General features: G+C 67.2%; 19 protein-coding genes and 1 pseudogene. 6 read left to right on the top strand and 14 right to left on the bottom strand.

Going from position 1 to position 25974, the window contains the following annotated elements:
• Positions 1-4: 4 nt before the first annotated feature.
• Both ON39_RS46230 and ON39_RS29455 read right to left on the bottom strand, forming a co-directional pair.
• Positions 5-475 (bottom strand): DUF4352 domain-containing protein, encoded by a 471-nt coding sequence (locus tag ON39_RS46230; RefSeq protein WP_146251214.1) that lies wholly within the window; start codon positions 473-475, stop codon positions 5-7.
• Positions 476-536: 61 nt separating this feature from the next.
• Complete coding sequence (locus ON39_RS29455) at positions 537-1004, bottom strand: aggregation-promoting factor C-terminal-like domain-containing protein (protein WP_051187305.1); 468 nt, start codon at positions 1002-1004, stop codon at positions 537-539.
• Positions 1005-1258: 254 nt separating this feature from the next.
• Between ON39_RS29455 and ON39_RS46225 the strand changes: the two genes are divergently transcribed.
• Positions 1259-2227 carry a G1 family glutamic endopeptidase gene (locus ON39_RS46225; protein WP_169335929.1) on the top strand — a complete coding sequence of 323 codons (969 nt, stop codon included), beginning with the start codon at positions 1259-1261 and terminating at the stop codon, positions 2225-2227.
• Between the two features lie 285 nt (positions 2228-2512).
• The gene (locus tag ON39_RS29445; RefSeq protein ID WP_040739232.1) at positions 2513-2692 is read left to right on the top strand and encodes an RNA polymerase sigma factor region1.1 domain-containing protein; all 180 of its coding nucleotides are present in this window, start codon (positions 2513-2515) and stop codon (positions 2690-2692) included.
• Between the two features lie 66 nt (positions 2693-2758).
• Here ON39_RS29445 and ON39_RS29440 read toward each other — a convergent pair whose 3' ends face one another.
• Positions 2759-3232, bottom strand: a complete 474-nt coding sequence (locus tag ON39_RS29440) for an NUDIX hydrolase (protein ID WP_040739231.1) — start codon at positions 3230-3232, stop codon at positions 2759-2761.
• Positions 3233-3548: 316 nt separating this feature from the next.
• On the opposite strand from ON39_RS29440, the gene ON39_RS29435 reads away from it, so the two are divergent.
• A complete protein-coding gene (locus ON39_RS29435; protein WP_306307554.1) occupies positions 3549-4145 on the top strand; it encodes a TerD family protein in 597 nt (198 codons plus the stop codon).
• Between the two features lie 11 nt (positions 4146-4156).
• Here ON39_RS29435 and ON39_RS29430 read toward each other — a convergent pair whose 3' ends face one another.
• The 7 genes from ON39_RS29430 to ON39_RS49070 form a co-directional block, all read right to left on the bottom strand.
• Positions 4157-4816, bottom strand: a complete 660-nt coding sequence (locus ON39_RS29430) for a chymotrypsin family serine protease (protein ID WP_040739230.1) — start codon at positions 4814-4816, stop codon at positions 4157-4159.
• A 131-nt stretch (positions 4817-4947) separates the two neighbouring features.
• Positions 4948-6987: a M3 family metallopeptidase gene (locus tag ON39_RS29425; RefSeq protein WP_040739229.1), complete on the bottom strand. Its 2040-nt coding sequence runs from the start codon at positions 6985-6987 to the stop codon at positions 4948-4950.
• Positions 6988-7266: 279 nt separating this feature from the next.
• Positions 7267-7452, bottom strand: coding sequence for a hypothetical protein (locus ON39_RS29420; RefSeq protein ID WP_040739228.1), 186 nt, complete (start codon positions 7450-7452; stop codon positions 7267-7269).
• 10 nt (positions 7453-7462) lie between these two features.
• Positions 7463-7936, bottom strand: a complete 474-nt coding sequence (locus ON39_RS29415; RefSeq protein ID WP_040739227.1) for a hypothetical protein — start codon at positions 7934-7936, stop codon at positions 7463-7465.
• 960 nt (positions 7937-8896) lie between these two features.
• On the bottom strand, positions 8897-9070 hold the full coding sequence (locus ON39_RS49075; protein WP_157195528.1) for a hypothetical protein: 174 nt from the start codon (positions 9068-9070) through the stop codon (positions 8897-8899).
• Complete coding sequence (locus ON39_RS29405) at positions 9067-9300, bottom strand: hypothetical protein (RefSeq protein ID WP_040739225.1); 234 nt, start codon at positions 9298-9300, stop codon at positions 9067-9069. The genes ON39_RS49075 and ON39_RS29405 overlap by 4 nt, the downstream gene beginning before the upstream one ends.
• A 7-nt stretch (positions 9301-9307) precedes the next feature.
• Positions 9308-9550 (bottom strand): winged helix DNA-binding protein, encoded by a 243-nt coding sequence (locus ON39_RS49070; RefSeq protein ID WP_110293718.1) that lies wholly within the window; start codon positions 9548-9550, stop codon positions 9308-9310.
• A 155-nt stretch (positions 9551-9705) separates the two neighbouring features.
• On the opposite strand from ON39_RS49070, the gene ON39_RS29400 reads away from it, so the two are divergent.
• On the top strand, positions 9706-11067 hold the full coding sequence (locus ON39_RS29400) for an NsdA family TPR-like regulatory protein (protein WP_040739223.1): 1362 nt from the start codon (positions 9706-9708) through the stop codon (positions 11065-11067).
• Here ON39_RS29400 and ON39_RS29395 read toward each other — a convergent pair.
• Positions 11051-11617, bottom strand: coding sequence for an NUDIX hydrolase (locus tag ON39_RS29395; protein WP_211336371.1), 567 nt, complete (start codon positions 11615-11617; stop codon positions 11051-11053). The genes ON39_RS29400 and ON39_RS29395 overlap by 17 nt on opposite strands.
• A gap of 134 nt (positions 11618-11751) precedes the next feature.
• On the opposite strand from ON39_RS29395, the gene ON39_RS29390 reads away from it, so the two are divergent.
• Positions 11752-12270, top strand: coding sequence for a metallophosphoesterase family protein (locus tag ON39_RS29390; RefSeq protein WP_040739221.1), 519 nt, complete (start codon positions 11752-11754; stop codon positions 12268-12270).
• Here the strand turns inward: ON39_RS29390 and ON39_RS29385 are convergent.
• From ON39_RS29385 to ON39_RS29375, 3 genes are all read right to left on the bottom strand, one after another.
• Positions 12249-12962, bottom strand: coding sequence for a polyamine aminopropyltransferase (locus tag ON39_RS29385; protein ID WP_040739220.1), 714 nt, complete (start codon positions 12960-12962; stop codon positions 12249-12251). The genes ON39_RS29390 and ON39_RS29385 overlap by 22 nt on opposite strands.
• Before the next feature lie 77 nt (positions 12963-13039).
• A complete protein-coding gene (locus ON39_RS29380; protein WP_040739219.1) occupies positions 13040-14059 on the bottom strand; it encodes an alpha/beta hydrolase in 1020 nt (339 codons plus the stop codon).
• Between the two features lie 157 nt (positions 14060-14216).
• On the bottom strand, positions 14217-14945 hold the full coding sequence (locus tag ON39_RS29375; protein WP_085998281.1) for a lysophospholipid acyltransferase family protein: 729 nt from the start codon (positions 14943-14945) through the stop codon (positions 14217-14219).
• Positions 14946-15179: 234 nt separating this feature from the next.
• On the opposite strand from ON39_RS29375, the pseudogene ON39_RS29370 reads away from it, so the two are divergent.
• Positions 15180-25973: pseudogene (locus ON39_RS29370) on the top strand (amino acid adenylation domain-containing protein); the annotation flags it as partial.
• Between the last annotated feature and the right edge of the window lies 1 nt (position 25974).

Genomic DNA, 25974 nt, shown 5'->3' with positions numbered 1-25974 from the left:
GCCGCTAAGCCGGCAGCGGGATGGTGGTGGCACAGGTGGTGTCGCGCAGGACTTTCGGGGCCGTGTCGGTCGGAATGTCGTACCAGAGATCCATTTCCAGGCGGTTGCCCGCGCCGATGGTGGGCTCGTTCGGCTGGCGCTTGATCTCCATCGCGTCGACGCTGGTCTGATGCGGGCGATCGGCGGCGTCGTCGAGTTGATAGTCGGTGGGCCGGGTGGTGTGGAAGGTGCTGTCGGTGTTGGTGATCGCCACGCGGATGCGGACGTACTGCCCGTTGGGCAGCCACTCGGCATGGGTGCCGATGATGTAGCCGATGCCGGATTCCACGCTCAGCGGGGTGACCGTCAGTTTGGCGCAGTCCTGCGGCGTGCGGACATACGTGGCGACCGTCGTGGTCGGCGGCGGTGTCGTCGTCCCCGGTTCGGCGCCGCAGGCGGTGAGGGACAGCAGCAAGAGCGGGAGTAGCCGACGCACGGATCAAGACTAGGAGCCGGACGGCGGTGGTGCCGGTGGATCAGCGAACTCGCCGGACGGGTCAGTACCAATGATGCGTCTGCCAGAATTCCCACGCGCCGATCGGGCTGCCGTAGCGTTTGTTCATGTAGTCGTAGGTCCAGCGGATCTGCGTCACGGGATTGAACGGCCAGTCGAGCCCGTGGGTGCTCATCTTTTCCGGCGGCAGCGCCTGACCGAGGCCGTACGCGCCGCTCTCCGGATTGACGGCGAAGACATTCCAACCACTTTCGCGCGTGATGATGTTGTCGAACGCCCAGAAATGATGCGGCGGCACTATTACCATCGCCAAGGCCTTGACGGCCGCGCGCGGCATGGAAAATGCCGAACCGGCCGACTGGGCCTCGGTCTCCCAGGCACTCGACGGCGTCGCGCAAATCGGCGGCGCGTCCGGCGCATCGCAATCGGTCGCGACGGCCTGCGCCGGAGCGGCACAGCAGAACAGGGCACAGACGGCCGCCGCGACAACAGGAAGGAAGTACCGCAGCATCGATTCGATCCTTTCGCATCGCAATGATCTCCGAGCCGGTAGTGCCAATTCAGCAAATCACTGGTTTCCGGCGTTGTCGCGCAGCCGCTCCGGAGTGTCCGCGAAATGAATAAATTAGCCGGAGAGGGGTGCAGCCGGGTGTTCGCCCGTGGGATGAAAAGCCGATGGTGCGAAATAAAACCGGCCACCACCTGCGAAAACATTCCCGCGCGGCGCGGTGGGATCGCGATGATTTTCGGCTACTGTTCTTGTTCATGACGACTACCCAGGGTCGGCCGCGAATTCGAAGCCGTCTCGCCACGACGGTGGTGGGCTCGATCGTCGCGGTGCTGATTTCTCCGTCGTTGGCTACCGCGCAGGGTGCGCCGGAGTCCGAGCCCAAGGCGACTCCGCCGGCGTCGGCGAGGTCGAAAACCCAGTCGGACCCGCCGCGCAAGCGCGGCACTAACTGGGCCGGATATGTCGTCACGGGAAAGTTCCGGAGTATTTCCGCGGAATGGATCGAGCCCGAGGTGCGGTGCTCCGATACCGGCGTTATTCAGCGGGTCGTGCCGTGGGTCGGCCTGAACGGAACAGTGGTCGACGGCGAGCAGGCTTTGCCGTTGATGCAGACCGGCTCCGAGATCATGTGCGTGAGCACGGCGGGCGCGCTGGCGTCGGTGCCCGGCCTGGCGATCGTGAATCTGGCGAGCGCCACGGTCGCCGACAATCCCACGTGGTTTCACAATGCGGTCCGAGCCGCCGAAGGCGCGAACAAGCAGCTGGGCGAGGCCGCGTCCGGCCTGTGCGCGACCGTGGGCACGGCCTCGGCGCAGGGCACCGCGACGTGCGCGCAGGACGCCTACCGAATGGCACTGTGGGAGGCGTATCCGGCGAACCCGGTGGTCTACCCGAATGTGACGCCGGCGCCCGGCGACGCGATGCGGGCCTCGGTCACCTTCGACGGGCAGTCCTACACAATGACGGTGGCGAACGTGACGCAGCACTGGACGCGCACCACCGTCGTGCATTCCGACGCGCCCGTGCGGTCGGCCGAGGTGATCGTCGAGGGTCAGCTCAACAGTGCCCTGCCGGATTTCAGCCCGGTCGTCTTCACCGATGTGAAGGTCGATGGGCGGTCGTTGTCGGCGTTCGAACCGGTGGGTTACTCGATCGGCGCCACGAATGGCGAAGTCGGTCCCGGGCCGATCGCCGAGGACGGCGGCTTCACCGTCGCCAAATAGGTTGCGCGCCGTAGTCGAGCGAGCGCTCGGCGATCCCGGCGGGTGCCGCCGGTCTCACCTGGAAATCAAGCAGGCGGGGCGGAGTAGTGCCTGAATCACATTGCGGTGCAGCGACTTTACGGCATATGGCCGACATTCGATCCGGCTGTGGCCGCCGTGTTCGCGCGGTGCCTGTCGAAACCCTGAGATTCCGCCGATATTTCAGCGCTCACCTGCGCGGCGCTGCTAGCGTAGGGCGTCCCTGGGCCGACAGCAGTACGGCTTCCTGAGACCTGGAGATCACCTATGCCCCATTCTGGAATCAAGGAACTGATCACCCTGGGCCACGAGCAGAAGTACATTACCCACGCCGAGATCAACGAGTACGTTCCCGAGGCGATCGGTGATCGCGATCAGTTCGTCGGCATCATTCAGATGTTGGACGCACGGGGCATCCCCGTCTACGAGACGGACCCGGTCCAATAACCTTCGGCCGCCCGGAATTTCGGCGCACACGCGTCGAATAGGGCTGCGACACAGTCCGATACCGCCTCAGGGCGCGGGCTCGAACCACGCGGGCCCCTCGGACAGCGCGTGCTCGATGCGCACCAGCGCGTGCTCGGGCAACTCCGGCAGCGCGGACACGTCGAACCAGGCGACCTCGAGCGATTCGTCGTCGTTCACCCGCGCCGTCCCGCCGATCGCCTTGCAGCGGAAGGTGATATCCATGAACTGGCAGATGTCGCCGTTCGGATAGGTATGCGCGGGCATGGCCCGGACGAGGGCGATGCGCTCGGCCACACAGTGCACGGCGGTCTCCTCGAACACCTCCCGCACCGCGCACGCCGCGGGCTGCTCCCCGGGCTCCGGCATCCCGGCGACGATCGCCCACCGGCCGGTGTCCGCGCGCCGGCCGAGCAGTAACCGGCCGTCGTCATCGAGGACCACGGCGCTGACGCCGGGCAGCCACAGCAGTTGCGTGCCCGCGTCGGCCCGGATGGTTCTGATGAAGTCGGGAGTCGCCATGGGTACGACAGTATTCCGTGCGCCCGACGGTGCGATCGGTGTGTTCCACGCGGCGAATGTGACGCGGGGAACACTGCCCGAAACGGGCGATTGAACCGGATGCACGCGGGGTAAGCGCCCGATGACGGGCTGTTACGGACTCGGACGGCAGGTCTGCTCGCCGAGTTCCGCCACGGCGCCGGTCGCCAGGATGACCCCCGGCATCGTCAACGATGACGAGCCGCTCGACGGTGAGCAGGCGCGGCGGGAGCTATCGTTGGCCGACCGGGGTTGTGCCCCGCCATGTTTCGAGATGTAAAGGCGTTGCGGTAGCTGGATACCGTGCTCGCCCCTGAGAAAGGGGACACGGTTGTCCTTCCCGCTACAGAATCCTGACGGCACGCTGCCCGAGCATGTCGCGGTCTCGTTGGGCTGGGATCCGTCAGAGGAAAGCCTGCTCGTCGACTTCGACGGCACGGTCGTCCCCGGCAGCAGGATCGACTTGAACTCGGCCGCTTTGCTTTTCGCGGGCGACGTGCTCGCCGACGCCGTCTACCACGAGCAGCTGGTCTCCCGGGACGGCTCGGTCGCGCACAGCGGCGACAGCCCGACGGGCGACGGAGCGGGCGACAACGAGGTGATCACCGTCGATCTGGCGCGGCTCCCGCCGGAGGTGACGACAGTGGTGTTCCTCGTAACCTGTTACTCCGGACAGAGTTTCGCGCAGATCGACAACGCCTACTACCGCCTCCTCGACACCACCTCGGGCGCCGAGATCACCCGGTATCTGCTCAGCGGCGGACCGCACACCGGGCTGGCGATGGGCAAACTCGTTCGGACGCCGCAGTGTTGGTACTTCGTGGGAATCGGCGAGGGCATCTACGCCCATCACGTCGCCGAGGCGGTCCCGCAGGTGGCGCGCTTCCTGCCGTGATCAAGGCCTGATCACAGCGGGCGATACCCGGCGCCGACGCCGCCGCGCGCGTTCAGGTCGTTCATGATGGCGCTGATGTTGGTGCCGACCTCGGGTCCGAGGCAGCCGACGCCGAGGTAGGCGTTCACCATGCCGACCAGCGTGCTGCCTGCCACCACGGGCGCGCCGGAATCGCCCTTCATCACGCACATTTGCGTCCACGTCTCGGTGGCGGTGGCGCGAACGTCGCCCCACACGACGCCGCAACTCGTCCCGCTGGTGCTGCCGCGCTTGCACACCACCGCCGGGAAGAAGGCGGGTCCGCCGAGTTCGGTGATCGTGGTGCCGCCGATCTGATTCACCGGGGTCACCCGCTGGGCGTCGAACTCGATGACGGCGTAGTCCAAAGTGTGGTCGGTGTAGGCGAATCGGCCCACCGCGGTGCCGTCGGGGTCGCCCTCGACCACGACCGTCGCGCCCGGTTCCCCGCAGTGCCCCGCGGTCAGCCCGACGAGTCGCTGCTCGTTGTCCCGGCCGATGGTCGTCAGGGTGCACCCCACGCGGGAGTCCACCAGGATGCCGGAGCCGCCGCCGACGGTGGGCGCGGTGTCGTCTGCCTGCGCCTCGGCGGAGGCGGTGCTCAGTAGTGCGGCGGCGCCGGCGGCGGCTAAGGCGAGTGCGGTTCGTGACACGAGCTGGACTCCTCCGATCGATCGCCCGGCGCCGGTTGGGCCGGTGTTCGCGACATTCCCGCGTCGATCGTTTCCAAACAGGCTACGCCGCAATCGGATTCGCTCGAGCGGTCTCGACATGCCAGCCTTGGTCAGGCGAGCAGTCCGCGCCTGGCCAGCAGCGGCTCGAGGTCGGGTGCCCGGCCGCGGAAGGAAGCGAAGGCCTCGAGCGGGTCCACCGAGCCGCCGCGGGACAGCAGTGCGCGGCGGAAGGCCGTGCCCTTCTCGCGGATCGAGGCGGCGCCGTCCTCGAACCAGTCGACGGTGTCGGCGTCCAGCACCTCGCTCCAGATGTAGGAGTAGTACCCGGCGGCGTAACCGCCCGCGAAGACGTGGGCGAAGTACCCGGTCCGGTATCGCGGCGGGATGGCCGCCAGCGCGAGGCCCGCCTCGCGCAACGCCGCCTCCTCGAAGGTCGCGGCGTCGGCGCCGGCCAGCGACTCCGCGCCGGACACGCGATGCCACGACCAGTCCAGCAGCGCCGCGCCGAGATACTCGACCGTGCGGAAGCCCTCGCCGAAGCGTTCGGCCGCCGCCATGCGCTCGACCAGCTCGGCGGGCATCGGCTCGCCGGTATCGATGTGCCGGGCGTAGTTCGCCAGGATCTCGGGCCGGGCCATCCACACCTCGTTCACCTGCGAGGGGAACTCGACGCAGTCGCGCGGAACCTCGGTGCCGGCGAAGAACGGATATTGGACGTCGGAGAACAGGCCGTGCAGGGCGTGGCCGAACTCGTGGAAAAGCGTTCGGACGTTGTCCCAGGTCAGCAGCGCGGGTTCACCGGCGGGCGGCTTCGCGATATTCAGGTTGTTCACCACCACCGGCCGCTTGCCGAGCAGCCGGGATTGGCTGACCAGCTCGTTCATCCAGGCGCCGCCGTGCTTCGACGGTCTGGCGAAGAAGTCGCCCAGGAACAGACCGAGCGCGCTGCCGTCCGCGTCGAACACCTCGAAGATTCGGACCTCCGGGTGGTAGCCGACCAGGTCGTCGCGCTCGCGCAGCGTGATCCCGTAGACCTGTTCGGCGGCGAAGAACACGCCGTCCCGCAGCACGCGCTCCAGTTCGAAGTAGGGGCGCAGGGCCTCGGCGTCGACCGAGAACCGTTCGGCGCGTACCCGTTGCGACCAGTACTGCCAGTCCCACGAGCGGAGTTCGCCGTCCTCGGCAGGCATCGCGTCAGCCAGTTCGGCCGCTTCGCGTTTCGCGTTGGCCACCGCGGGCGGGACGAGCCGGGCGAGCATCTCCTCCACGGCCTCGGGGGTGCGCGCGGTCTGGTCGGCCACCGCGTACGACGCGTGGTCCGGGTAGCCGAGCAGGGCCGCGCGTTCGGCGCGCAGGGCGGCGATGCGGACGGCCAGGCGGCCGTTGTCGATGTCCTCGGTGAAGCCCCGTTCGAGGGAGGCCGCCATCACCCGGCGTCGCACGTCCCGGTCGGCCAGGTCGGCGAGGACGGGCTGGTTGGAGACGTTTTGCAGGCGCAGCGCCCAGGCGCCCGCGCGGTCCATCGAGCGCGCGTTCTCCGCCGCCGCGGCGACGGCCGTCGGGCTCAATCCCGCGAGTTCGTCGGCGTTGTCCAGCACCACCGTCGCGGCATTGCGCGCCGCCACATTGTTCTGCCCGAATTCGGTTGTCGCGGCGGCGATCTCGGTGTTCAGTTCGCGTAACCTGGCTTGCCCCTGCGTGTCCAGGCCGGCGCCCGCGCGGACGAACCGGAGGTGATACTGCTCGACCAGGCGCCGTTGCTCCGGGTCCAAGCCGAGCTCGTCGCGGCGTCGGTACAGCGACTCGATCCTGGCGAACAAGGCCGGATCGAGATGGATCGCGTCGCGGTGCGCGGCCAGCCGCGGCGACATCCGCGCCTCGATCGCGTCCGTGCCCGCCGTGGAATCCGACGAGGAAATATTGAAGAACACAGCGGCGACCCTGGCCAGCAGCGCCCCCGACCGCTCCAACGCCACCACCGTGTTCTCGAACGTAGCCTCCTCCGCCACCCCCGTGATCCCCCCGATCTCTCCCAACTGCTCCGCCATCCCCCGCTCGAACGTAGGCACATAATGCTCCTCCTCGATCTCCCCGAACGGAGGCAACTCATAAGGCAACGTGCTGCGCTCGAAAAACGGATTCCGCGTCATACCAAAACCCTAAGCCCAACCCGCCCCGTTAGGCCGCGTTGGTGTGCGGGGTGAAGCTGACTCGAGCGTCGTCCTCATCGATCGCGATGTTGAGCGAGGCGTCGAGCGCCCGCGGCGTCGCGGCTGCCCGCGATCGTCGCTTGCCGGTCGCTCTCGCTCGCAGTCGTCCACGGCGGCGACTGCGGAAGGTTTCGATCGTGTTCTCGCGCCCGACTCGCCAACCGACGAGTCGGACGCTTTCGTTGTTCTAGCGGTCGCTGCCGTTAGGGCTAGCAGGGGTCAGTTTGGTTCATAGTCGCCGTAGCGGCGCGGGACAGGTGCGGCGGCGGCGAGTTCGGTCGCCGCGCGTTGCAGCGACACTGCGGCCGGGTGCCCGGCACCGAGCAAGGTCGCGGTTTCCTCGTAGATCGGTTGGATCTTGTCCCGCAGTTCCTGAGACTTGGTCGCGTCGAGAGGGTCTGGCATCAGAGTCCTTTCATCGGCTCGGGCATTGGCTGGTCGATATCTCGCGGGTTCCCGAGTAGTCGCTGAACACGAACGGGATTCCTTGCAGGCGGCCTGTCACGCTCATACTGACACGCCAGGTTCCCGCATAACAGGCCGCGCTCACCTCGTACGACCGCGAGTTCGGCGGCCCCGGAGGAATTCCCGAATCGTTGATGTAGGCGGCCGTGACCCACTGGCCACCCTGCTTGTATTCCAGCGACAGAGTCAAGAAATGTTCCTCCGGCGGTGCATCGCACTGCGCGACGCCGTTGCCCTTGATCTGCGGCGGATAAACCGACGGCCGACTGTAGGTGAACTCGAACCCGCAAGACTTGGCGGCGACGAACGCCGCTGGCGGACTTGCGTAGGCCGGCGCGGTCGTCGCGCCGGAACCAGCAGCGAAGGCAGTAGTAGTCGCGACAAGGGCCGTGAGAGCGCGTGTATAGATGAGTGCGTTTCGCATGATTCCCCCAAGGAATCTCAGCGTTGATCGGGCCCGATGGGTGCCCGTCTGCTCGGAAGACGCCGGGTAGCCGCGCTGCTTCCTGGCGCTGGTCAAATGATGCCCTGTCGGGCGGGGACCTGATATCGAAAAGCGTTGGTATGGCAGTGATCTGGCAGGCGGGGCCCGCGCGCCGATGCCTGCCCTTCGCGCGGATGTCATCGGCCCCCACGAGCTCGCCGGACGCCATACCGGCGCTGTGCTTCCCCTCGGACGGCCCAGGGTGACCATGACCGATTCCTCCGCGGCGAGTTTGTTGGGTCGACGGGTGCCAGGATTCTCTTCACCTCTTCGGCGAAGTGGATGATGTGCATGCGATCTCTTGCTGCGCCAGATGGTTTCGGGTCGTAGAGCTAGAGGGCGGTGTCGAGTCGTGCACTCGCGTCGGTGGGCGAGGGCTGATGTGCGTGCCGTGCGAAGTGGAATGCAGCAGCCAGTACGTGCGCTCGACGGCGTCACAGCGTGCCTGCTGCGGGTCGGGTTTCGACCGGCTCGCTTGGGATGCGGCGGAATCGGTGTGCCCCAAGGGGTCGAGTGAGCAACCGGATGCCGTCCCCGAGCACGGCACCGTGCCCGCCTGCGATTCCAGCGCCAACGATGCGGATACGGCTTGGACGATGGAACGGCCACCGAAGTGCCCGACGTCCGGCGCGACGACCGCGGAGGCTTCGCGGCGTATGGCCGTGTGCACGATCAAGGTGATCGGCATGAAGGTCGCGCAGTCGATCGTGAGCACGGGGCCGAGGTCGTAGCCGCGGTCTCTGCGATAGCGGCGACGATGGTCTGATCGTCGTCGTGTTGGTCGCTGACGTCGGTATTCACTAGGCCAATTGCTCTACGTGCCAACGCAACTCAACTCCTCAGCTCGTCGTGGGGTGGGCCATCTGTGGCCGCGGCGGTAGCTGCGGAGCGTCCGACCGATTACGGGTCTTCTGCCTCCGATTCGGATTCGCGCTCGATGCGCTGGCGTATGCCTTCGACGCTGCGTTCGGGCGGAATCCGTTGCGGCCGCACGGAGAACGCGACCAGCGCGAGTAGGAACAATGCCGCCAAAATCAACGCGCAGCAGGCCACCCACAACTGGGCGGCCGTCATCCGTGCGCGTCGTCGACGACCAGGCTCGACGTCGCCTCCAGAGCGACCCGCCCCGCGAAGCCGAGCGCGGGCGGTCGACAGTTCGGATCAGGGCGGCCGTTCGCGCCGATCGCCTGGAGACCACCGTCGCCGTAATGCCAACCGCGGGGCGGACTATCGTTCGGCGCGAGGGCAAGTTTCGCGGCGTCGTCGGCCTCGAATATTGCGCGCAGCTCTGCCAGGGGGAGCATTTCGGGCTCACCTTGCGACGCGGGCACGGGTGTGTGCGGCCCCGCGTCCGCGCGGGGTGATTTGGTACCGGCTCGACCGTGTTCCGGCCCCGGCGGCGACCAGGCCGCGCGAGCGCAGCGCCGATATCGCAGATCTGGTCCGCAACGTCGTCAGCTGGGCGTCGCGGGCAAGCTGATCAATCGAGAGGATCCCGCCCGGTTCGAGTACCGCCAGCACGGCGGCCTGTGATTCCGTAAGGTTCGTGTGCATCGCCTGCGCCTCCTGGTCGTCGGATGCCTAGATCAAGGACACGCCGCGCGGTTGCCTCGACGTAAGGCGTGCAGGCGGGGCCGGTGTGTGCGCAGGGGGTGTGCGCGGCAGCGAATTCATGGCCTCTGGGGTCTTTCGCGTGCCAGACTGCTGCAATGGGACGGCAGCCCAAGCAGCCCAATTCTCAGCTTGCCGAGTTGCTCGAGGAGACGGGCCTAGCGAACAAGGCGCTTGCCCGCCGAGTAGTCGAACGTGGACGTGCCGTAGGTGTTGAGTTGCGTTATGACCACACTGCGGTAGGGCGGTGGCTGGCAGGAGAACAACCCAATCCGCCTGGGCCTGAGCTGATTGCGGAGTGTCTCACCGAAGTTGCTGGCCGGCGGGTGAGCGCCGCTGATTGCGGGATGACCGGTGGGGGCAAGGCTGCCGATCTCGGATTGGAGTTCTCGCTGAGTCTCGCGGAAGCGACTGCTTCAGCGACAGCGTTATGGAGGAGTGACGTGGAGCGCAGGCGGTTCCTCGTCGGCGCGTCGTATGCGGTCGCGGTTTACCCTGCTGCGTCGATGCGATGGCTGACCCTGCCCGGCCCTGAGCATCCGGTCTCCGCCGGATCTCGCCGAATCGGACAGAGTGACGTCGACGCGGTGCGGACGATGACGACCGCGTTCCGTGACCTCGACAATCGCGTTGGCGGGGGCAAGGTTAGGTCGACAGTCGTCCACTACTTGCACAGCTCGGTCGCTCCGCTTCTTCGTGGCAGCTACAACGAGCGCGTCGGGCGGCAGCTGTTCGCCACCACTGCGGAACTCACGAAGCTTGCCGGCTGGGCCGCCTACGATCTCGAGGAGCACGGCCTAGCGCAGCGATATTTGATCCAAGCTCTTCGGATGTCCCGAGCAGCCGGTGATACCGGACTCGGAGCCGAGATACTCGCAGCGATGAGCCACCAAGCCACCTACGTCGGCCGACCTGGCGACGCCGTCGACCTGGCCCGCGCCGCGCAGATCGCTGCCCGAAACGCTGGCTTGGCTGCCCTCGAGTCCGAGTGCCTGATGGTCGAGGCACACGGTCACGCTGCGCTTCTGGACCAATCATCTTGCGCGACAGCGCTGAACGCAGCTCAACGCGCTTTCAGCCGTAAGGATTTTGGCCGGCCGGAATGGCTCGCGTACTTCGACGACGCGTATTTGTCGGCCAAGATCGCCCATTGCTTCCGGGATCTTGGAGACCTCGGCCGCGCAGCCCGATACGCCGAGCAATCCCTAGAGATGTCCGAGGGATACCAGCGCGGTCGGGCTTTCAATCTGTGCCTGCTCGCTTCCGCTGTCGCGGACTCCGACCCCCACGAAGCGGTACGCATCGGTGACGACGCGCTCGAACTGGTGGGCGGCCTCGAGTCTCGACGCAGCTTTTCATACCTGCGTGAAGTCCGCTTCCGGCTCGCGCCGTACGACCGGCTTACCGATGTTGCCTCGTTCCGGCGGCGGGTGCTGGCCGCCACTACAAATGCAGGTTGAGCGCTCGATACAACGCGACAACCGTTGCGACGCCGACTATCTCGCCGCGATCGATCATCGCTATCGCTTCGGGAAGCGGGAACCAACCGAGTTCTTCGGCCTCGTTGATGTCGGGTGGATTGTCGGTCAGATCGGCGCCGCGGGCGAGGTAAATCTCCTGTGGCTGGTCGAGCGTGCCGATCGCTGGCTGATAGGTGACGAGATGCTCGATGGTGCGGGGCCGCCAGCCTGTCTCTTCCTCGACCTCGCGCGCGGCAGCGAGCGCGATGTCCTCGGCACCGTCGACATAGCCTCCGGGCAGCTCCCACACCCATCGGTCGATGATGAACCGGTGGCGGTACATCAGCAGCGCCTCACGGTCCTCGTTGAGCACCAAAGTCATTGCGCACCGCGGCATTCGAGCAACGTACTGAGTGAAGCGCACGCCATCAGGAAGTTCGACATCGACGGTGGACAGTCGAATGTGACGATTCTCGTCGACCACGCGCTCGCCGTGGATCTTCCACTGAGTTCGGCTCACACCTCGAAGGTAGCAATCATCGGTCGCCACGGCGTGGGCGGTGTTCGGTGAGGATATGTCGCTGGCGACATATCCTGCGGGCTTCGTGAGCGTGTGCTGTGCCAGGCTCGGGGTGGTGCGGTGTCCAGGGGCTTGGGAGGGGGGTGGGGTGGTAGACCGGGGGGATGCGGTTGCTGATTGTTTCGGATACGCACGTGCCTAAGCGGGGGCGGGATTTGCCGGGGGTGGTGTGGGGGGAGGTGGAGCGGGCGGATGTGGTGGTGCATGCGGGGGATTGGGTGGAGGTGGGGTTGTTGGATCGGCTCGAGGCTCGTAGCAGGCGGTTGATCGGGGTTTATGGGAACAATGACGGGGCGGAGTTGCGGGCCCGGCTGCCGGAGGTCGCGTATGCGGAGTTGGCGGGGGTGCGGCTGGCGGTGGTGCACGAGACGGGGCCGGCGAAGGGGCGTGAGCGGCGGTGCGCGCGGGACTTTCCGGACACCGATGTCCTGGTGTTCGGGCACAGTCATATTCCGTGGGACAGTGTCGCGGAGACCGGCCTGAGACTGCTCAACCCGGGCTCGCCGACGGATCGGCGTAGGCAACCCGAGCACACGTATCTCACCGCGCGCATCAGCGCCGGGCAGCTGACCGATGTGGTACTGCACGCCATCGAAAAGGATCAGGAACGAGTGGCGAGGTAGATCGTGTTGGACGATCGGCCGCGAGTCAGCGGGTTGTCGAAGGGCACCTGTTCGGCCCGCACGTCGGTGAAGACGGAAGCCAAAGTCGACAGGAAATGATCGTCGGGCGCGTCGTCGGACCACAGCGCGAAAGTACCGCGCGGAGCGAGATGTTCGGTGAGCGCGCGCAATCCGTCGGCGGTGTAGAACGCGGCGTGCGGATGGTGCAGCACGTGGCGTGGTGAGTGGTCGATGTCGAGCAGGATCGCGTCGTAGACGCGGCTGGGGTTGTCGGGATCGAACCCGGTCGTGCTCGCCGCCGCGGCGAAGAAGTCGGCGCGGACGAGGATGACGCGATCGTCGGCGGCCAGCCCGGCGGTGGGCAGCAGATCGCGGTGGTGCCAATCGATGACCGCGTCCGAGTACTCGACGACGGTGAGACTCCGAACCCGCTTGTCCCGCAACGCTTCCTGTGCGGTGTAGCCCAGCCCGAGCCCGCCGACGACCACCGACAGCTCCGCGCCCGCCGTGCGCGCGAGACCCAACCGGGCCAGTTCGCGTTCGGCGACGGTGAACAGGCTCGACATGAGGTACTCGTCGCCCAGCTTGACCTCGTAGACCTCGGCCCGCGCCGCGGGATCGAACCGCCGCCGCAGGCTGATCTCACCCATCGGCGTCTGCTGCCAGCCGAGTTCCTCGAAGTGTGCGCTCATCGCAGAGACGATAGGCGGTGGCTATCCCCATACGAAGTACGGGAGGAGTCCGCCGACTCCTCCCGTAACTCGAAACCTCAGTGCGGCAGATCCATGCCCTGCGCGAGCAGCGGCCAGGAGTTGTGCAGCGCCTCTTCCCAGTAGGGCCAGTAGTGCGTGCCCACGGGGTTGAACTGGTAGGTGGCGGGGATGTTCAGCGAGTCGAGGCGATTCTTCAGGTTGTTCGTGCAGCCGTTCACGGCCGCCTCGATGATCACGCCGAGGCCGAGGTTGACGGCGCCGGTCGGCCCCGGGGAGCTGCCCAGGTAGTACTTGACGTCGTCCAGCACCGGGATGCCGCTGCCGCTGGAGACGTAGAGCAGCGTGCCGCGCAGCTTCTCCGCGTTGACGACCGGGTCGTTCTCCGCCCACAGCGGGCTGTTGTCGGGCCCGTACATGTTCTCGGTATTGCCGCCCGCCCACGTCTCGGTCGCGAGCTTCACGAACCGCTGACCGGCCGGGTCGGCGATCTGCGCGCAACCGCTGTACGCCGCGACCGACTTGAACAGGCCGGGCTTGGCCTCGGCCAGCTGCAGCACCGACGTGCCGGAGGTCGACAGGCCGGCCAGCGCGTTGCGGCCGGTGGACTGCAGGGTCTTGTCCAGCAGCGGCGGCAGTTCCTCGGTGAAGAAGGTCTTCCACTTGTTCACGCCGAGCGCCGGATCGGGCTTGATCCAGTCGGTGTAGTAACTGCCGCGTCCGCCGACCGGCTGGATGACGTTGACCGACTTGTCGGCCAGGAACTCCAGCGCCTTGGTCTGGGCCTGCCAGCTGGCGGTGCCTTCGCCGCCGTCGAGGCCGTTGAGCATGTAGATGTTCGGCGCGGACTTGGACTCGTCGGCGGGGCGCTGCACGTCGATCTTGACGTCGGTGCCCATCGCGGCCGAATACACCTTGAGGTGCCAGGTGCGCCCGTCCTTCTCGATGGAGGTGACGGCCGACGGCTTCTGCGGCTCGGCCGAGGCGGTGCCCCCGAGCAGGCTCACGGACAGCATGGCGGCCAGCGCCACCACGGTGCTCCGCAGGACGGAGTTCTTACGCAGTGCGGAAGGCTTCATCGGACATGCATCTATCTAGTACTCCCTTATCGGCTGTGCTGCGACCGGCGGGGGCCGCCTCAATCCCCACAGAGTGCGTCTCGCGTCGAGGCAAAACTGTTACATGACGCCGCTCACGCCAGACTGTACCGAGGCGGCGCCGGACAGTACACCTCGCTCAGCGTGCCGCACGAAGATTCTCGATCTGCGTGCGCAGATGGTCGAGCAACTTCTCCGGATTGTCGTATTCGGCCGGATCGATGGGCGTGCCGAAGTGGATCGTCACGCGCTGACTCCGGTCGAAGGCCGGGCCGGCGCCCCGGCTGCGGCGCATCGGCAGGACCCGATCGGTGCCGCTGGTGCCGACGGGGATGATCGGAACCCCGGTCGCCAGTGCGAGTTTCGCAACGCCGGGCTTGTACGGCTCCCACTCGCCTGGCGCCACCAGCCGCCCCTCCGGATAGATGAGCAGCACGCCGCCGTGCCGCAGAATCTGCTCGGCCTGGGACAGCGCGGACCGCCCCGACTCGCTGTCGCGGCGCAGCACCGGAATCTGGCCGAGCCGCCGCACCAGCCAGCCGACCACCGGCCACGACCACAGCTCCGCCATCGCGATGGCGACGGCTCGCCGCCGCAGCGCGCCCCACAGGAAGACCGCGTCGAGCATGGAGATGTGATTGCTCGCCACGATCACCGGCCCGGACTTCGGCACCCGCTCGCGGCCGAGCACGGTCACCCGCACGAACCTCGACCAGGCCAGTGCGCGCAACACCCGCCGCACCAGCTTCGTCGTCACCCACGCACGCTTGCCCAGCCCCTTGGGCCGCCGTACCGGCTCCTCGCTCACCGCCACCCCCACCGGTCCGAACGGCTCGGTTCTCCGAGCCTCGAACCAGATTACCGACACCCCACGACACCTTCGCCCGTCCGTGACACCGCGGGGCAGGGCGCTGGGTCGCTTCTCTCGCTGTGTCGGGCGAATACGTTCGGGCTGTCGCTGAAACCGGCAGACGGTGGCCATTCTTCGCAGGAATTCGGGGCTTTCCCGGGCGGTCCGCGATAGGGATCAATGGTTACTGACTCGGTGTGTGCGCGGCCTCGCTGTTTGCCTGGTCGAACGGCGGAGGAAGGAATCGGGATGTGGGATCCTGCTGAGCCGGTTTCGAACGGGGGGATGGCGGGGGCGTCCGCTGGGCCGACGTTGGTGTCGTTGTTCGAGGAGCAGGTGGCGCGGAGCCCCGACGCGGTCGCGGTGCGGTTCGAGGGGACCTCGGTCTCGTACGCCGAGTTGGCCGGTCGGGTGAACCGGCTGGCCCGGTACCTGATTTCGCTCGGTGTGGGGCCGGATTCGCTGGTCGGCGTGCGAATGGCGCGCTCGGTCGATCTGGTGGTCGGCGTGTACGCGGTGGTGGTCGCCGGTGGTGCGTGGGTGCCGTTGGACCCCGAGGCGAGCGCTCGTTATGTGCTCGACGTGACGGATGTGGCGTGCGTATTGACCACGTCCGGAACGGGATTCGGAGTGGAGGTCGATTGTGTCGATATGTCGGGTTTCTCGACGGATGCGGTCTCCGATGCGGAGCGATCGGGGAAATTACGGCCGTCGAATCTCGCCTATGTGATGTTCACGTCCGGCTCGACCGGGCGTCCCAAAGGGGTGGCTGTATCGCATGCGGCGATCGTGAATCGCTTGCTCTGGATGCAGGCGGAGTATCGGCTGGTCGCCGACGATGCGGTGTTGCAGAAGACCCCGGTCACATTCGATGTGTCGGTGTGGGAGTTGTTCTGGCCGTTGCTCGGCGGCGCGCGACTGGTGCTTGCGACGCCCGGTGGCCACCGCGACCCACGTCATCTGGCCGATCTGATCGTGCGCGAAGGCATTACGATCGCTCATTTCGTGCCGTCGATGCTCGCGGTGTTCGTCGCGGAGCGAAGCGCGGGTGCATGCCGCAGCCTGCGCGACGTCTTCGCCTCCGGCGAGGCGCTGCCGGGTTCGGTTGCGCAGCAGATGATTTCGCTGACGGGTGCGCGGTTGCACAATCTGTACGGGCCGACGGAGGCGGCGGTCGACGTCACCTATCACCGGGTGGAGCCGACGGACACGGTCTCGGTGCCCATCGGCCGTCCGGTATTCAATACCCGGGTCTATGTGCTGGACGAGCGGCTTCGGCCGACCGGTGCGGGCGAGTTGTATCTGGCGGGCGTGCAGGTGGCGCGTGGGTACGCGGGGCGGGCGGAGCTGACCGCGGAGCGTTTCGTCGCCGACCCGTTCGCGGCGGGCGAGCGGATGTATCGCACCGGCGATCGGGTGCGGTGGACGACGGGCGGCGAACTCGAGTACTTGGGGCGCAACGACTTTCAGGTCAAGGTCCGCGGCGTTCGGATCGAACCCGGCGAGATCGAAGCGGTGCTGTCGTCGCATCCGGCGGTGACCCGCGCCGTGGTCACCGTCGGGCAAAGCACCGGCGACGAGAACGACCGTCGGCTGCTCGGCTATGTCACCGTCGGTGCCGAGGACAACGTCGAGTCCGAGCTGGTCGATCAATGGCAGCGGCTCTACGACGAGGTGTATACGAGCGACGGCTCGGCCGAGTTCGGGGCCGACTTCACCGGCTGGAACGACAGTTACACGGGTGAGCCGATTCCGGTGCCGGATATGCGGGAGTGGCGGGACGCGACCGTCGCCCGCATCCGTGCGCTGCGCCCGCGCCGGGTACTGGAGATCGGTGTCGGATCCGGCCTGCTGTTGTCTCAGTTGGCCGCGGAGTGCGAAGAGTACTGGGCGACAGACGTTTCCGAGACGGCGATCCGAAATGCCGAGCGGCGGCTGGCCGAGCGGGCGCCCGAGTGGGCCGACCGCGTCGTCCTGGAGCGGCGCGCGGCGCACGACGTTCAGGGCTTGCCTCGTCTTCACTTCGACACCATCATCCTGAACTCGGTGATCCAGTACTTTCCCGGCGAAAGTCACCTGCGCGGGGTGCTGGGGCAGTTGCTCGAGGTGCTCGAGCCGGGCGGCGCTCTCTTCCTCGGCGATGTTCGCAACTTGGCGCTGCTGGAAGAGTTTTCGATGGCAGTGCAGAGAGCCCGGCACCCCAGTGCGGCTTCGGAATTCGTCCGTGCGCGGGTCCGCACGGCCGTGCGCGCCGAAGCGGAGCTGCTGCTTGCACCCGAGTATTTCGCCGCTCTCGCAGCGGAACTCGGCCACGTCGGCGCCGTCGATATCCAGCTGAAGCGCGGAAGCGCCGTCAATGAGCTGACGTGCTACCGATACGACGTGGTGCTGCGTAAACCGCCCACGGACGCGGCGTCTTTCGCCGACTTGACGAGTCACCGGTTCACTGACGGCGCGGAACTGCGATCGCGCCTGACTTCCCATGAACTCCGCTCGTTTCGCGTCACGGAGATCCCGCACGGGGGGATTCTTCGAGACATGCGGACTGGCATAAACAGCAGTGTCTCAACCGATTTCGAGGGGACACTCCCTGAGGATCTCTATCTCCTCGGTGACGAGTACGGCTACCGGACGGCGGTCACCTGGTCGGCGCGTAAGGGCTACATGGAGGCCGTATTCGCCCGAGACCTGCCAGATCGGACGCCACTGACCGACGTGTACCTTCCCGCCCGACCACTACAAGCACCGTCTGCCTACGCGAACAATCCCGGTGCCCGATCGCTCGCCACCACGCTGCGCCGCTACCTGCGGGATCGGCTGCCCGAGCACCTGATTCCGACGGTGGTGGTCCTCAACGAATTCCCGTTGACCCCCAACGGCAAGCTGGACACCCGCGCCCTGCCCGCCCCGGAGCCGTTGTCCGACAACAACTATCGTCCACCGACGACCTCGCACGAACAGACCCTCGCCGCCTTGTTCGCGGAGATCCTGGGCGTGGACCGGGTAGGCGTCGACGACGACTTCTTCGAGCTGGGCGGTCATTCGCTGCTGGCTACCCGCCTGGTCGGCCGAATCCGGATCGATCTGGGCATCGAGGTGCCGATCCTGACGGTGTTCGACGCGCCGACCCCCGCGCTGCTGGCGACGCGGCTCGATGCCGGTGTCTCCGCGCGCCCGGCACTCACCGCCCTCGAACGCTTCGAGCGTGTCCCGCTCTCCTTCGCCCAGGAGCGGATGTGGTTCCTCTACCGGCTCCATGGGGAGTCAGCGACATACAACGTGCCGCTGGCGGTGCGCCTCTCCGGCACACTCGATCTCGCGGCGCTCGAGGCGGCGCTGGGGGATGTGGCGGGCAGGCACGAGGCCTTGCGGACGGTGTTCGCCGAGATAGAGGGCTCTGTGGTGCAGTTGGTGCGCGAGGCCGAGGTGGCTATTGCGGTATCCGCGGTCGATGATGTCGACGCGGCGGTTCGATCCGCGGCCCGCCGCCCGTTCGACCTCACGACCGATACCCCACTGCGCGCCAGCGTCTTTCGAGACCAACACGGTGAGCAGGTGTTGGTGCTGGTGCTGCACCACATCGCGACCGACGGCGGGTCGTTGCCGATCTTCGCCCGGGACCTGTCCGCGGCATACGCGTCCAGATGTGCGGGAAGAGCACCGGATTGGCCGGACCTGCCGGTGCGGTACGCGGACTACGCGCTGTGGCAGCGACGGTTACTAGGGGACGCCGCGGACCCGAAAAGCCTGACCGCGCGCCAGTTCGAGTACTGGCGCGAGGAACTGGCGGGCATCCCGGATCGGCTGATGTTGCCGTTCGACCGGCCACCGTCGAAGGTGGTGAGCTCGCGCGGCGCGGTGGTCGAGTTCGCCGTCGACGCCGATGTTCGGACGGCGGTGGAGCGGCTGGCGCGCGGCCGGGGCGCCACGGCATCGATGGTCTTGCAGGCGGCGTTCGCGGTGCTGCTGCACAAGATCGGTGCGGGAGACGACATCACGGTCGGCAGCCCGATCGCCGGCCGGACCGATGCGGCGCTGACCGATCTCGTGGGATTCTTCGCCAATACCTGGGTGCTGCGGGTCGCCGTCGCGAGGAGCCTCCGGTTCGCGGACGTGCTCGATCAGGTGCGGTCGAAAGCGTTGCGCGCCTACGAGAATCAGGACCTGCCGTTCGAGCGGTTGGTCGAGTTGTCGAACCCGGCGCGGTCCACCGCGCATCATCCGTTGTTCCAGGTGATGTTCGCCTTGCAGAACAACATGTTTCACGAGTTCGACCTGCCCGGCGCCGCGGCCACCTCGATGGCGGTGCACACCGGCACGGCCAGATTCGATCTGTTCTTCGCGCTCGAGGAGTCGAAATCCGGCGGTTACGCGGGTGCGGTCGAGTACTCGTCCGACCTGTTCGATCGGCACACCGTCGAGTTGCTCGCTGATCGCTTCACACGCGTGCTGGAAGCCGTGTTGCGCGACCCGGCTGTGCCGGTAGGCGAACTCGACCTACTGACGCCGACGGAGCGGGCAGCGCTTGTCACGTCCTGGCGCGACACCCTTCACGACATCGAGAGTGCGACGCTGCCTTCGTTGTTCGAGGCGCAGGTCCGGCGAACTCCGGCGGCCCCGGCGGTGACGTTCCGGGGGGCGGGCCTGTCCTATGGCGAGTTCGCCGGTCGGGTGAATCAGGCGGCGCGTTACCTGATTTCGCTAGGGGTGGGGCCGGAGTCGTTGGTGGGCATCGGGATACCCCGTTCGATTGATCTGCTGGTCGGCGTGTACGCGGTGGTGGCGGCCGGCGGCGGGTATGTGCCGGTGGACCCCGACCACCCGGCCGGGCGCATCGACCACATCCTCGACACCGCGCGTCCGGTGGTCGTGCTGACCTCGGGCGCCGACCTGCCGACCGGGCATGCCCGGTCGGTACGCCTCGACGAGCTCGACCTGACCGGCTTCGACACCGCGCCGATCACCGATGCCGAGCGAGTTCGGCCGCTGCGGCCGGACCACATCGCCTACACCATCTTCACCTCTGGTTCGACCGGCCGGCCGAAAGGCGTCGCGGTGGCACACCAGGCCATCGTCAACCGGCTGGTCTGGATGCAGTCGAAGTACGGACTGGGGCGCGACGATGTGGTGGTGCAGAAGACGCCGGTCACGTTCGACGTGTCGGTGTGGGAGTTGTTCTGGCCGCTGCAGGCCGGTGCGCGATTGGTGATAGCGGAGCCCGGCGGGCATCGCGACCCTGCCTATCTGACACGGCTCATCATCGAACAGCGCGTCACCACAGCGCATTTCGTTCCGTCACTGCTCGCGGCGTTCGTCGCGGAGCCGATGGCGGCCGAATGCCGCAGCCTGCGAAAAGTATTCGCATCGGGGGAGGCGCTGCCCGGCGGCGTCGCGCAGCGCCTGCTCGAGCTGACCGGGACGCGGTTGCACAATCTGTACGGTCCGACCGAGACGGCGGTGGACGTCACCTATCACGAGGTGACCGACGCGGATACGGCGTCGGTGCCCATCGGGCGACCGGTGTTCAACACGCGGGTCTACGTGTTGGACGCGGGGCTCGCGCTGGTGCCGGCGGGTGTGGCCGGTGAACTGTACATCTCGGGCGCTCAGCTGGCGCGCGGCTACGCGGGCCGTCCGGAGTTGACGACGCAACGATTCGTGGCGGACCCGTTCGTGCCGGGTGAACGCATGTATCGCACCGGTGACCGCGTGAAATGGACGAACTCGGGCGAGCTGGAGTATCTGGGGCGCAACGACTTCCAGGTGAAGCTGCGCGGCATGCGGATCGAGTTGGGCGAGATCGAGGCGGCCCTGAACGCGCTGGACCCCGTTGCTCAGGCCGTCGTGATGGTCCGCACCGCCGAGCATCTCGGCGATCAGCTCGTGGGGTATCTGGTGGCGCACACCACCATCGACACCGACGCCGTGCGGGCCGCCCTCCTCGAAGTGCTGCCGTCGTACATGGTGCCCGCGACATTCATGGTGCTGGAGGATCTTCCGTTGACGGCCAACGGCAAGCTGGACGCTAGAGCCTTGCCCGCACCGCGGTTCGCGGCGCGCTCGGCGTACCGGGCGCCGGAAACGTTGCCGGAGTTGGTTCTCACCGAGCTGTTCGCCGATGTGCTCGGTGTCGGCCGAGTCGGCGTCGATGACGACTTCTTCGAGCTGGGCGGTCATTCGCTCGCGGTGACCCGTCTGGTCAGCCGGATTCGGGTGGCCATGGGGGTGGAGGTGCCGATCTTGACGGTGTTCGACGCGCCCACCCCGGCGTCGTTGGCGACCCGGCTCGACGCGAGCAGGCCCACCCGCCCGCCGCTTATCGCACAGGCCCGACCGGAGCCCACTCCGGTGTCATACGCACAGCGGCGAATGTGGTTTCTGTCTCGGCTGCACGGGCTTTCGGCGACGTACAACCTGCCGCTGGCCGTCCGGCTGACCGGAAGGCTGGAGATCGAGGCGCTGGTCTCGGCCGTGCGGGATGTCGTGGACAGGCACGAGACGCTTCGCACGGTTTTCGCCGAGATCGACGGTGCGCCAGAGGCACGGGTACTCGAGGGGGCGGAGGTCCCTGTCCAGGTGTCGGAGATCGGTCCGTCGGACGTGGATCGCGCGGTGCGAGAGGCGGCGGCTCACCGGTTCGATCTCTCGGCGGAGATACCGTTGCGGGTCAACCTGTTTCGCAGCGCGGCCGACGAGTACGTGTTCGTGCTGGTGGTGCACCACATCGCTGCCGACGGTGGCTCGCTGGGTCCCTTGGTACGAGACCTCTCCACCGCGTACGCGGCCAGGTGCGCTGGCCGGCCCCCGGAATGGTCGGCACCGACGGTCCAGTACTTCGACTACGCCCTGTGGCAGCGCGAGTTGCTCGGCGACCCGGCGGATCCGGCCGGTGTGTCGGCGCGGCAGTTCGAGTACTGGCGCGCGGAGCTCGCGGGTCTGCCCGAGCGGTTGACATTGCCCCTCGACCGGCCGAGACCCGAGACGACAAGTCTGCGTGGGGATGTCGTCTCCTTCACCGTCGACGCCGCGGCGCGGTCGGCGGTGGAGCGGCTGGCGCGGAGCCGGGGAGCGACCCCCTCGATGGTGTTGCAGGCGGTCTTCGCGGTGCTACTGCACAAACTCGGTGCGGGAGAGGACATTCCGATCGGTACTCCCATCGCCGGGCGCACGGATGCGGCGCTGGCCGACCTGGTCGGCTTCTTCGTCAACACCTGGGTACTGCGGGTCGATCTGTCGCAGTGCGTTCGGTTCGAGGACGTGCTGGTCCAGGTGCGCGGTAAGGCGTTGCGGGCCTACGAGAATCAAGACCTGCCGTTCGAGCGGTTGGTCGAGCTGCTGAACCCGGTGCGATCCACCGCGCACCATCCGTTGTTCCAGGCGATGTTCACGTTGCAGAACAACGCTTTTCACGAGTTCGAGCTACCGTATGTCGAGGCCGTGCCGATGCCGGTGAGCACGGGGACCGCCAGATTCGACCTCTTGTTCGCGCTGGAGGAGCTCGACGGCTACGCGGGCGTGGTCGAGTACTCGACCGACCTGTTCGACCGCCGGACCGTCGGCCTGTTCACCGATCTCTTCGTTCGGTTGCTGGACACGGTCGTGCGCGACCCCGCGACGAAGGTCGCCGATCTGGATCCGTTCGAGCGCGACGGCGGCACGGCCGTACCGGCGATCGACCAATCCCGCACTGCCACAACGCGTCAACGCTCCAAGTATCGCCCGCCCGCGACCGCACAGGAAAGGATCCTCACCGAGCTGTTCGCGGAGGTGCTCGGTGCGTCCGATGTCGGCGTCGACGATGACTTCTTCGAGCTGGGCGGTCATTCGCTCGTGGTCACGCGGCTGGTCAGCCGGATCCGGGTGGCCATGGGGCTCGAGGTGCCGATTCTGACGGTGTTCGACGCGCCGACCCCGGCGTTGCTCGCGGCTCGCCTCGACGTCGGCGTCCCGCTCCGCCCGGCGTTGCTCCGACGCACCCACCCGGAATACGTTCCGGTGTCGTTCGCGCAGCAGCGGATGTGGTTCCTGTATCGATTCGAGGGTCCGTCCCCGACGTACAACGTGCCGTTGGCGGTGCGGCTGTCCGGGCCCATCCAGATCGAGGCGCTCGCGTCGGCGGTGCGGGACGTGGTGGACAGACACGAGAGCCTGCGCACGGTCTTCACCGAGGCCGACGGCGTGGTGGTGCAACGGGTGCTCGGTGCGTGCGAGGCACCGGTGACCGTCGCGGATGTGGTGGATGTGGACGCGGCGGTCAGGGACGCCGCCTCCTGCACCTTCGACCTCGAGACGGATATCCCTTTGCGGGTCAGCCTGTTACGTGGCGACGGGGAGCAGGTGCTGGTGCTTGTGGTCCACCACATCGCCTCGGACGGCGGCTCACTCGGGCCTTTGGCCAAAGATCTCTCGGCCGCCTATGCGGCCAGGTGCGCGGGGCGGTCGCCCGAATGGCCGATCCTGCCGGTGCAGTACGCGGACTACGCGCTGTGGCAGCGGGAACTACTGGGCGATCCGGCGGACCCGGACAGCCTGTCCGCGCGCCAGTTCGACTACTGGCGTGCGGAATTGGCGGGCCTCCCGGAGCAAGTTACGTTGCCGTTCGACCGGCCACGGCCGAAACTGGCGAGCGCGCAGGGAGCGGTGCTCGAGTTCGCGATCGATGCCGGGCTACGGTCGGCGGTGGAGCGGCTGGCGCGGGGCCGTGGGGCGACCGCGTCCATGGTGCTGCAATCGGCGTTCGCCGTGCTGCTGCACAAACTCGGTGCGGGCGAAGACCTTCCGATCGGGAGTCCGATAGCCGGACGGACCGACGGCGCGCTGGCCGATCTGGTCGGGTTCTTCGTCAACACCTGGATGCTGCGGGTGGAGGTCACGCCGGACGTCGCGTTCACGGAGGTGCTGGCGCGGGTGCGTGGAAAAGCGTTGCGCGCCTACGAGAATCAGGACCTGCCGTTCGAACGGCTGATCGAGCTCCTGAATCCGGTGCGCTCGACGGCATTCCATCCCTTGTTCCAGGTCATGTTCGCGTTGCAGAACAACACGGCCTACGAGTTCGATATGCCCGGCGTCGACGCCACGGCATTGCCGGTGCACACCGGAACCGCCAAGTTCGACCTGTTCTTCGCGCTGGAGGAGCGATCCGGCACCGGGGGATACGCGGGCACGGTCGAATACTCGACGGACCTGTTCGATCGGTCGACCGTCGCGCAGCTCGTCGAACGCTTCTCGCGCCTGCTCGCCACGATCGTCACCGATCCGGAGGCGACGGTGTCGGACCTCGAGATACTGCTACCCGACGAGCGCGGGCAGCTCCTCGAGATCTGGAACGACACCGCGGCCGCGCCGCCGAAAGCGATGCTGCCGCAGCTGTTCACCGCGCAGGCAGTCGCGACCCCGGACGTGACGGCGGTGATGTGCGGTCCGGACCGACTGACCTACGCCGAACTCGCCGCCAGGGTCGAGCAGTTGGCGAGTTGGCTGACGGCACAGGGCGTCGGCGTGGAAGACATAGTGGCGGTGCATCTACCGCGCTCTGCCGAGATGGTGATCGCGGTGCTCGGGGTGCTCGCGGCCGGAGCCGCCTATCTGCCGCTGGATCCGCACTACCCGGAGTCCCGCATCGAGTACATGATGAAGGATGCGCGCCCGGTGGCGGTGCTCGACGCATCCTCGATGGCCCAGGTCCGGCAGTACACCGGTGAAATGCCGACGCCACCTATACATTCCAGCAACGCGGCCTACGTCGTCTACACGTCCGGCTCGACCGGCAAGCCGAAGGGCGTGGTCGGCACCCACGCCGGCCTGGCTAACCGATTGGCCTGGTACAACAAGGTTTTGCCGTGGGCACCGGGTGAGACGGTATGCGCGAAGACCTCGTTGAGCTTCCTCGATTCCCTCTTCGAGATCGCGGGCCCGCTGACGCACGGCGGCACCGTGCTGGTCGCCGACGACGCCCAGGTGCGCGATGTCGGCGCGCTGCTCGGCCTGATCGAGCGGCACCGGGTGAGCCGGATCGTGGTGGTCCCGAGTCTGTTGTCCGCGATGCTCGCCGACGAACGCATCGACCGCGCCGCCGGATGCGCGGTGTGGGTCAGCAGCGGGGAACCGCTGCCGGCCGTCGTGGCGGAGAACTTTTCGAAGGTGTTGCCGGACAGCCGATTGCTGAACTTCTACGGTTCCTCCGAGACGAGCGCCGACAGCACGTGGGCGGCGGCCGAGGTGATGCCCGGCGGAGTGCCGATCGGCCGACCGGTGGACAACACCAGCGTGTACGTGCTGGATCGTGCGTTGCGACCGGTGCCGCGCGGCGTGGTGGGGGAGTTGTACATCGCCGGAATCGGTTCGGCGCGTGGGTATCTGCGTCGCGGGGGACTCACCGCCGCGCGGTTCGTCGCCGATCCGTTCGCTACGGACCCGGGCGGACGGCTCTATCGCACCGGGGATTTGGTGCGCTGGCTTCCCGATGGACAGCTGATGCTGGTGGGCCGCGCCGACGACCAGGTGAAGGTGCGTGGTTTCCGGATCGAGCCCGGCGAGGTCGAGTCGGTGCTGTGCGGGCATCCGTCGGTGGCGCGGGCCGTCGTGGTGGCTCGGGACGGCCATGCGGGTAAGCAGCTCGTGGGCTATCTCGTACCCAACGAAAGCGGTGCGGGACAGGATGTTTCGGCGGTGCGCGACTACGCGTCGAGTGTGCTGCCCGAGTACATGGTGCCCGCCGCCCTCATGTGGCTCGACGCTCTGCCGTTGGGCCCCACCGGCAAGATCGATCGTCGCGCGCTACCCGCGCCGGTGTTCACCAGTGGCGGGTATCTAGCGCCGAGGACCGTGCTGGAGGAGCGGATGTGCGCCGTGTTCGCCGAGGTGCTCGGGGTGGAGCGGGTGGGCGTCGACGATTCGTTCTTCGACCTGGGCGGTCATTCGCTGCTGGTCATGCGGCTCGTCCGCCGGATAGCCGAAATAAGCGGCGAGACAATCGGACTCAGGGATGTCTTCACGGAAAGGACCGTCCGCAACCTGTGCAGGCGACTGCCCACGCGCCACGGCTGAC

Source organism: Nocardia tenerifensis NBRC 101015 (genome assembly GCF_000308715.1).
Lineage (GTDB): Bacteria > Actinomycetota > Actinomycetes > Mycobacteriales > Mycobacteriaceae > Nocardia > Nocardia tenerifensis.
Note: the sequence above shows the minus strand (reverse complement) of the source record. Positions and strands in the feature narration are given on the sequence as shown.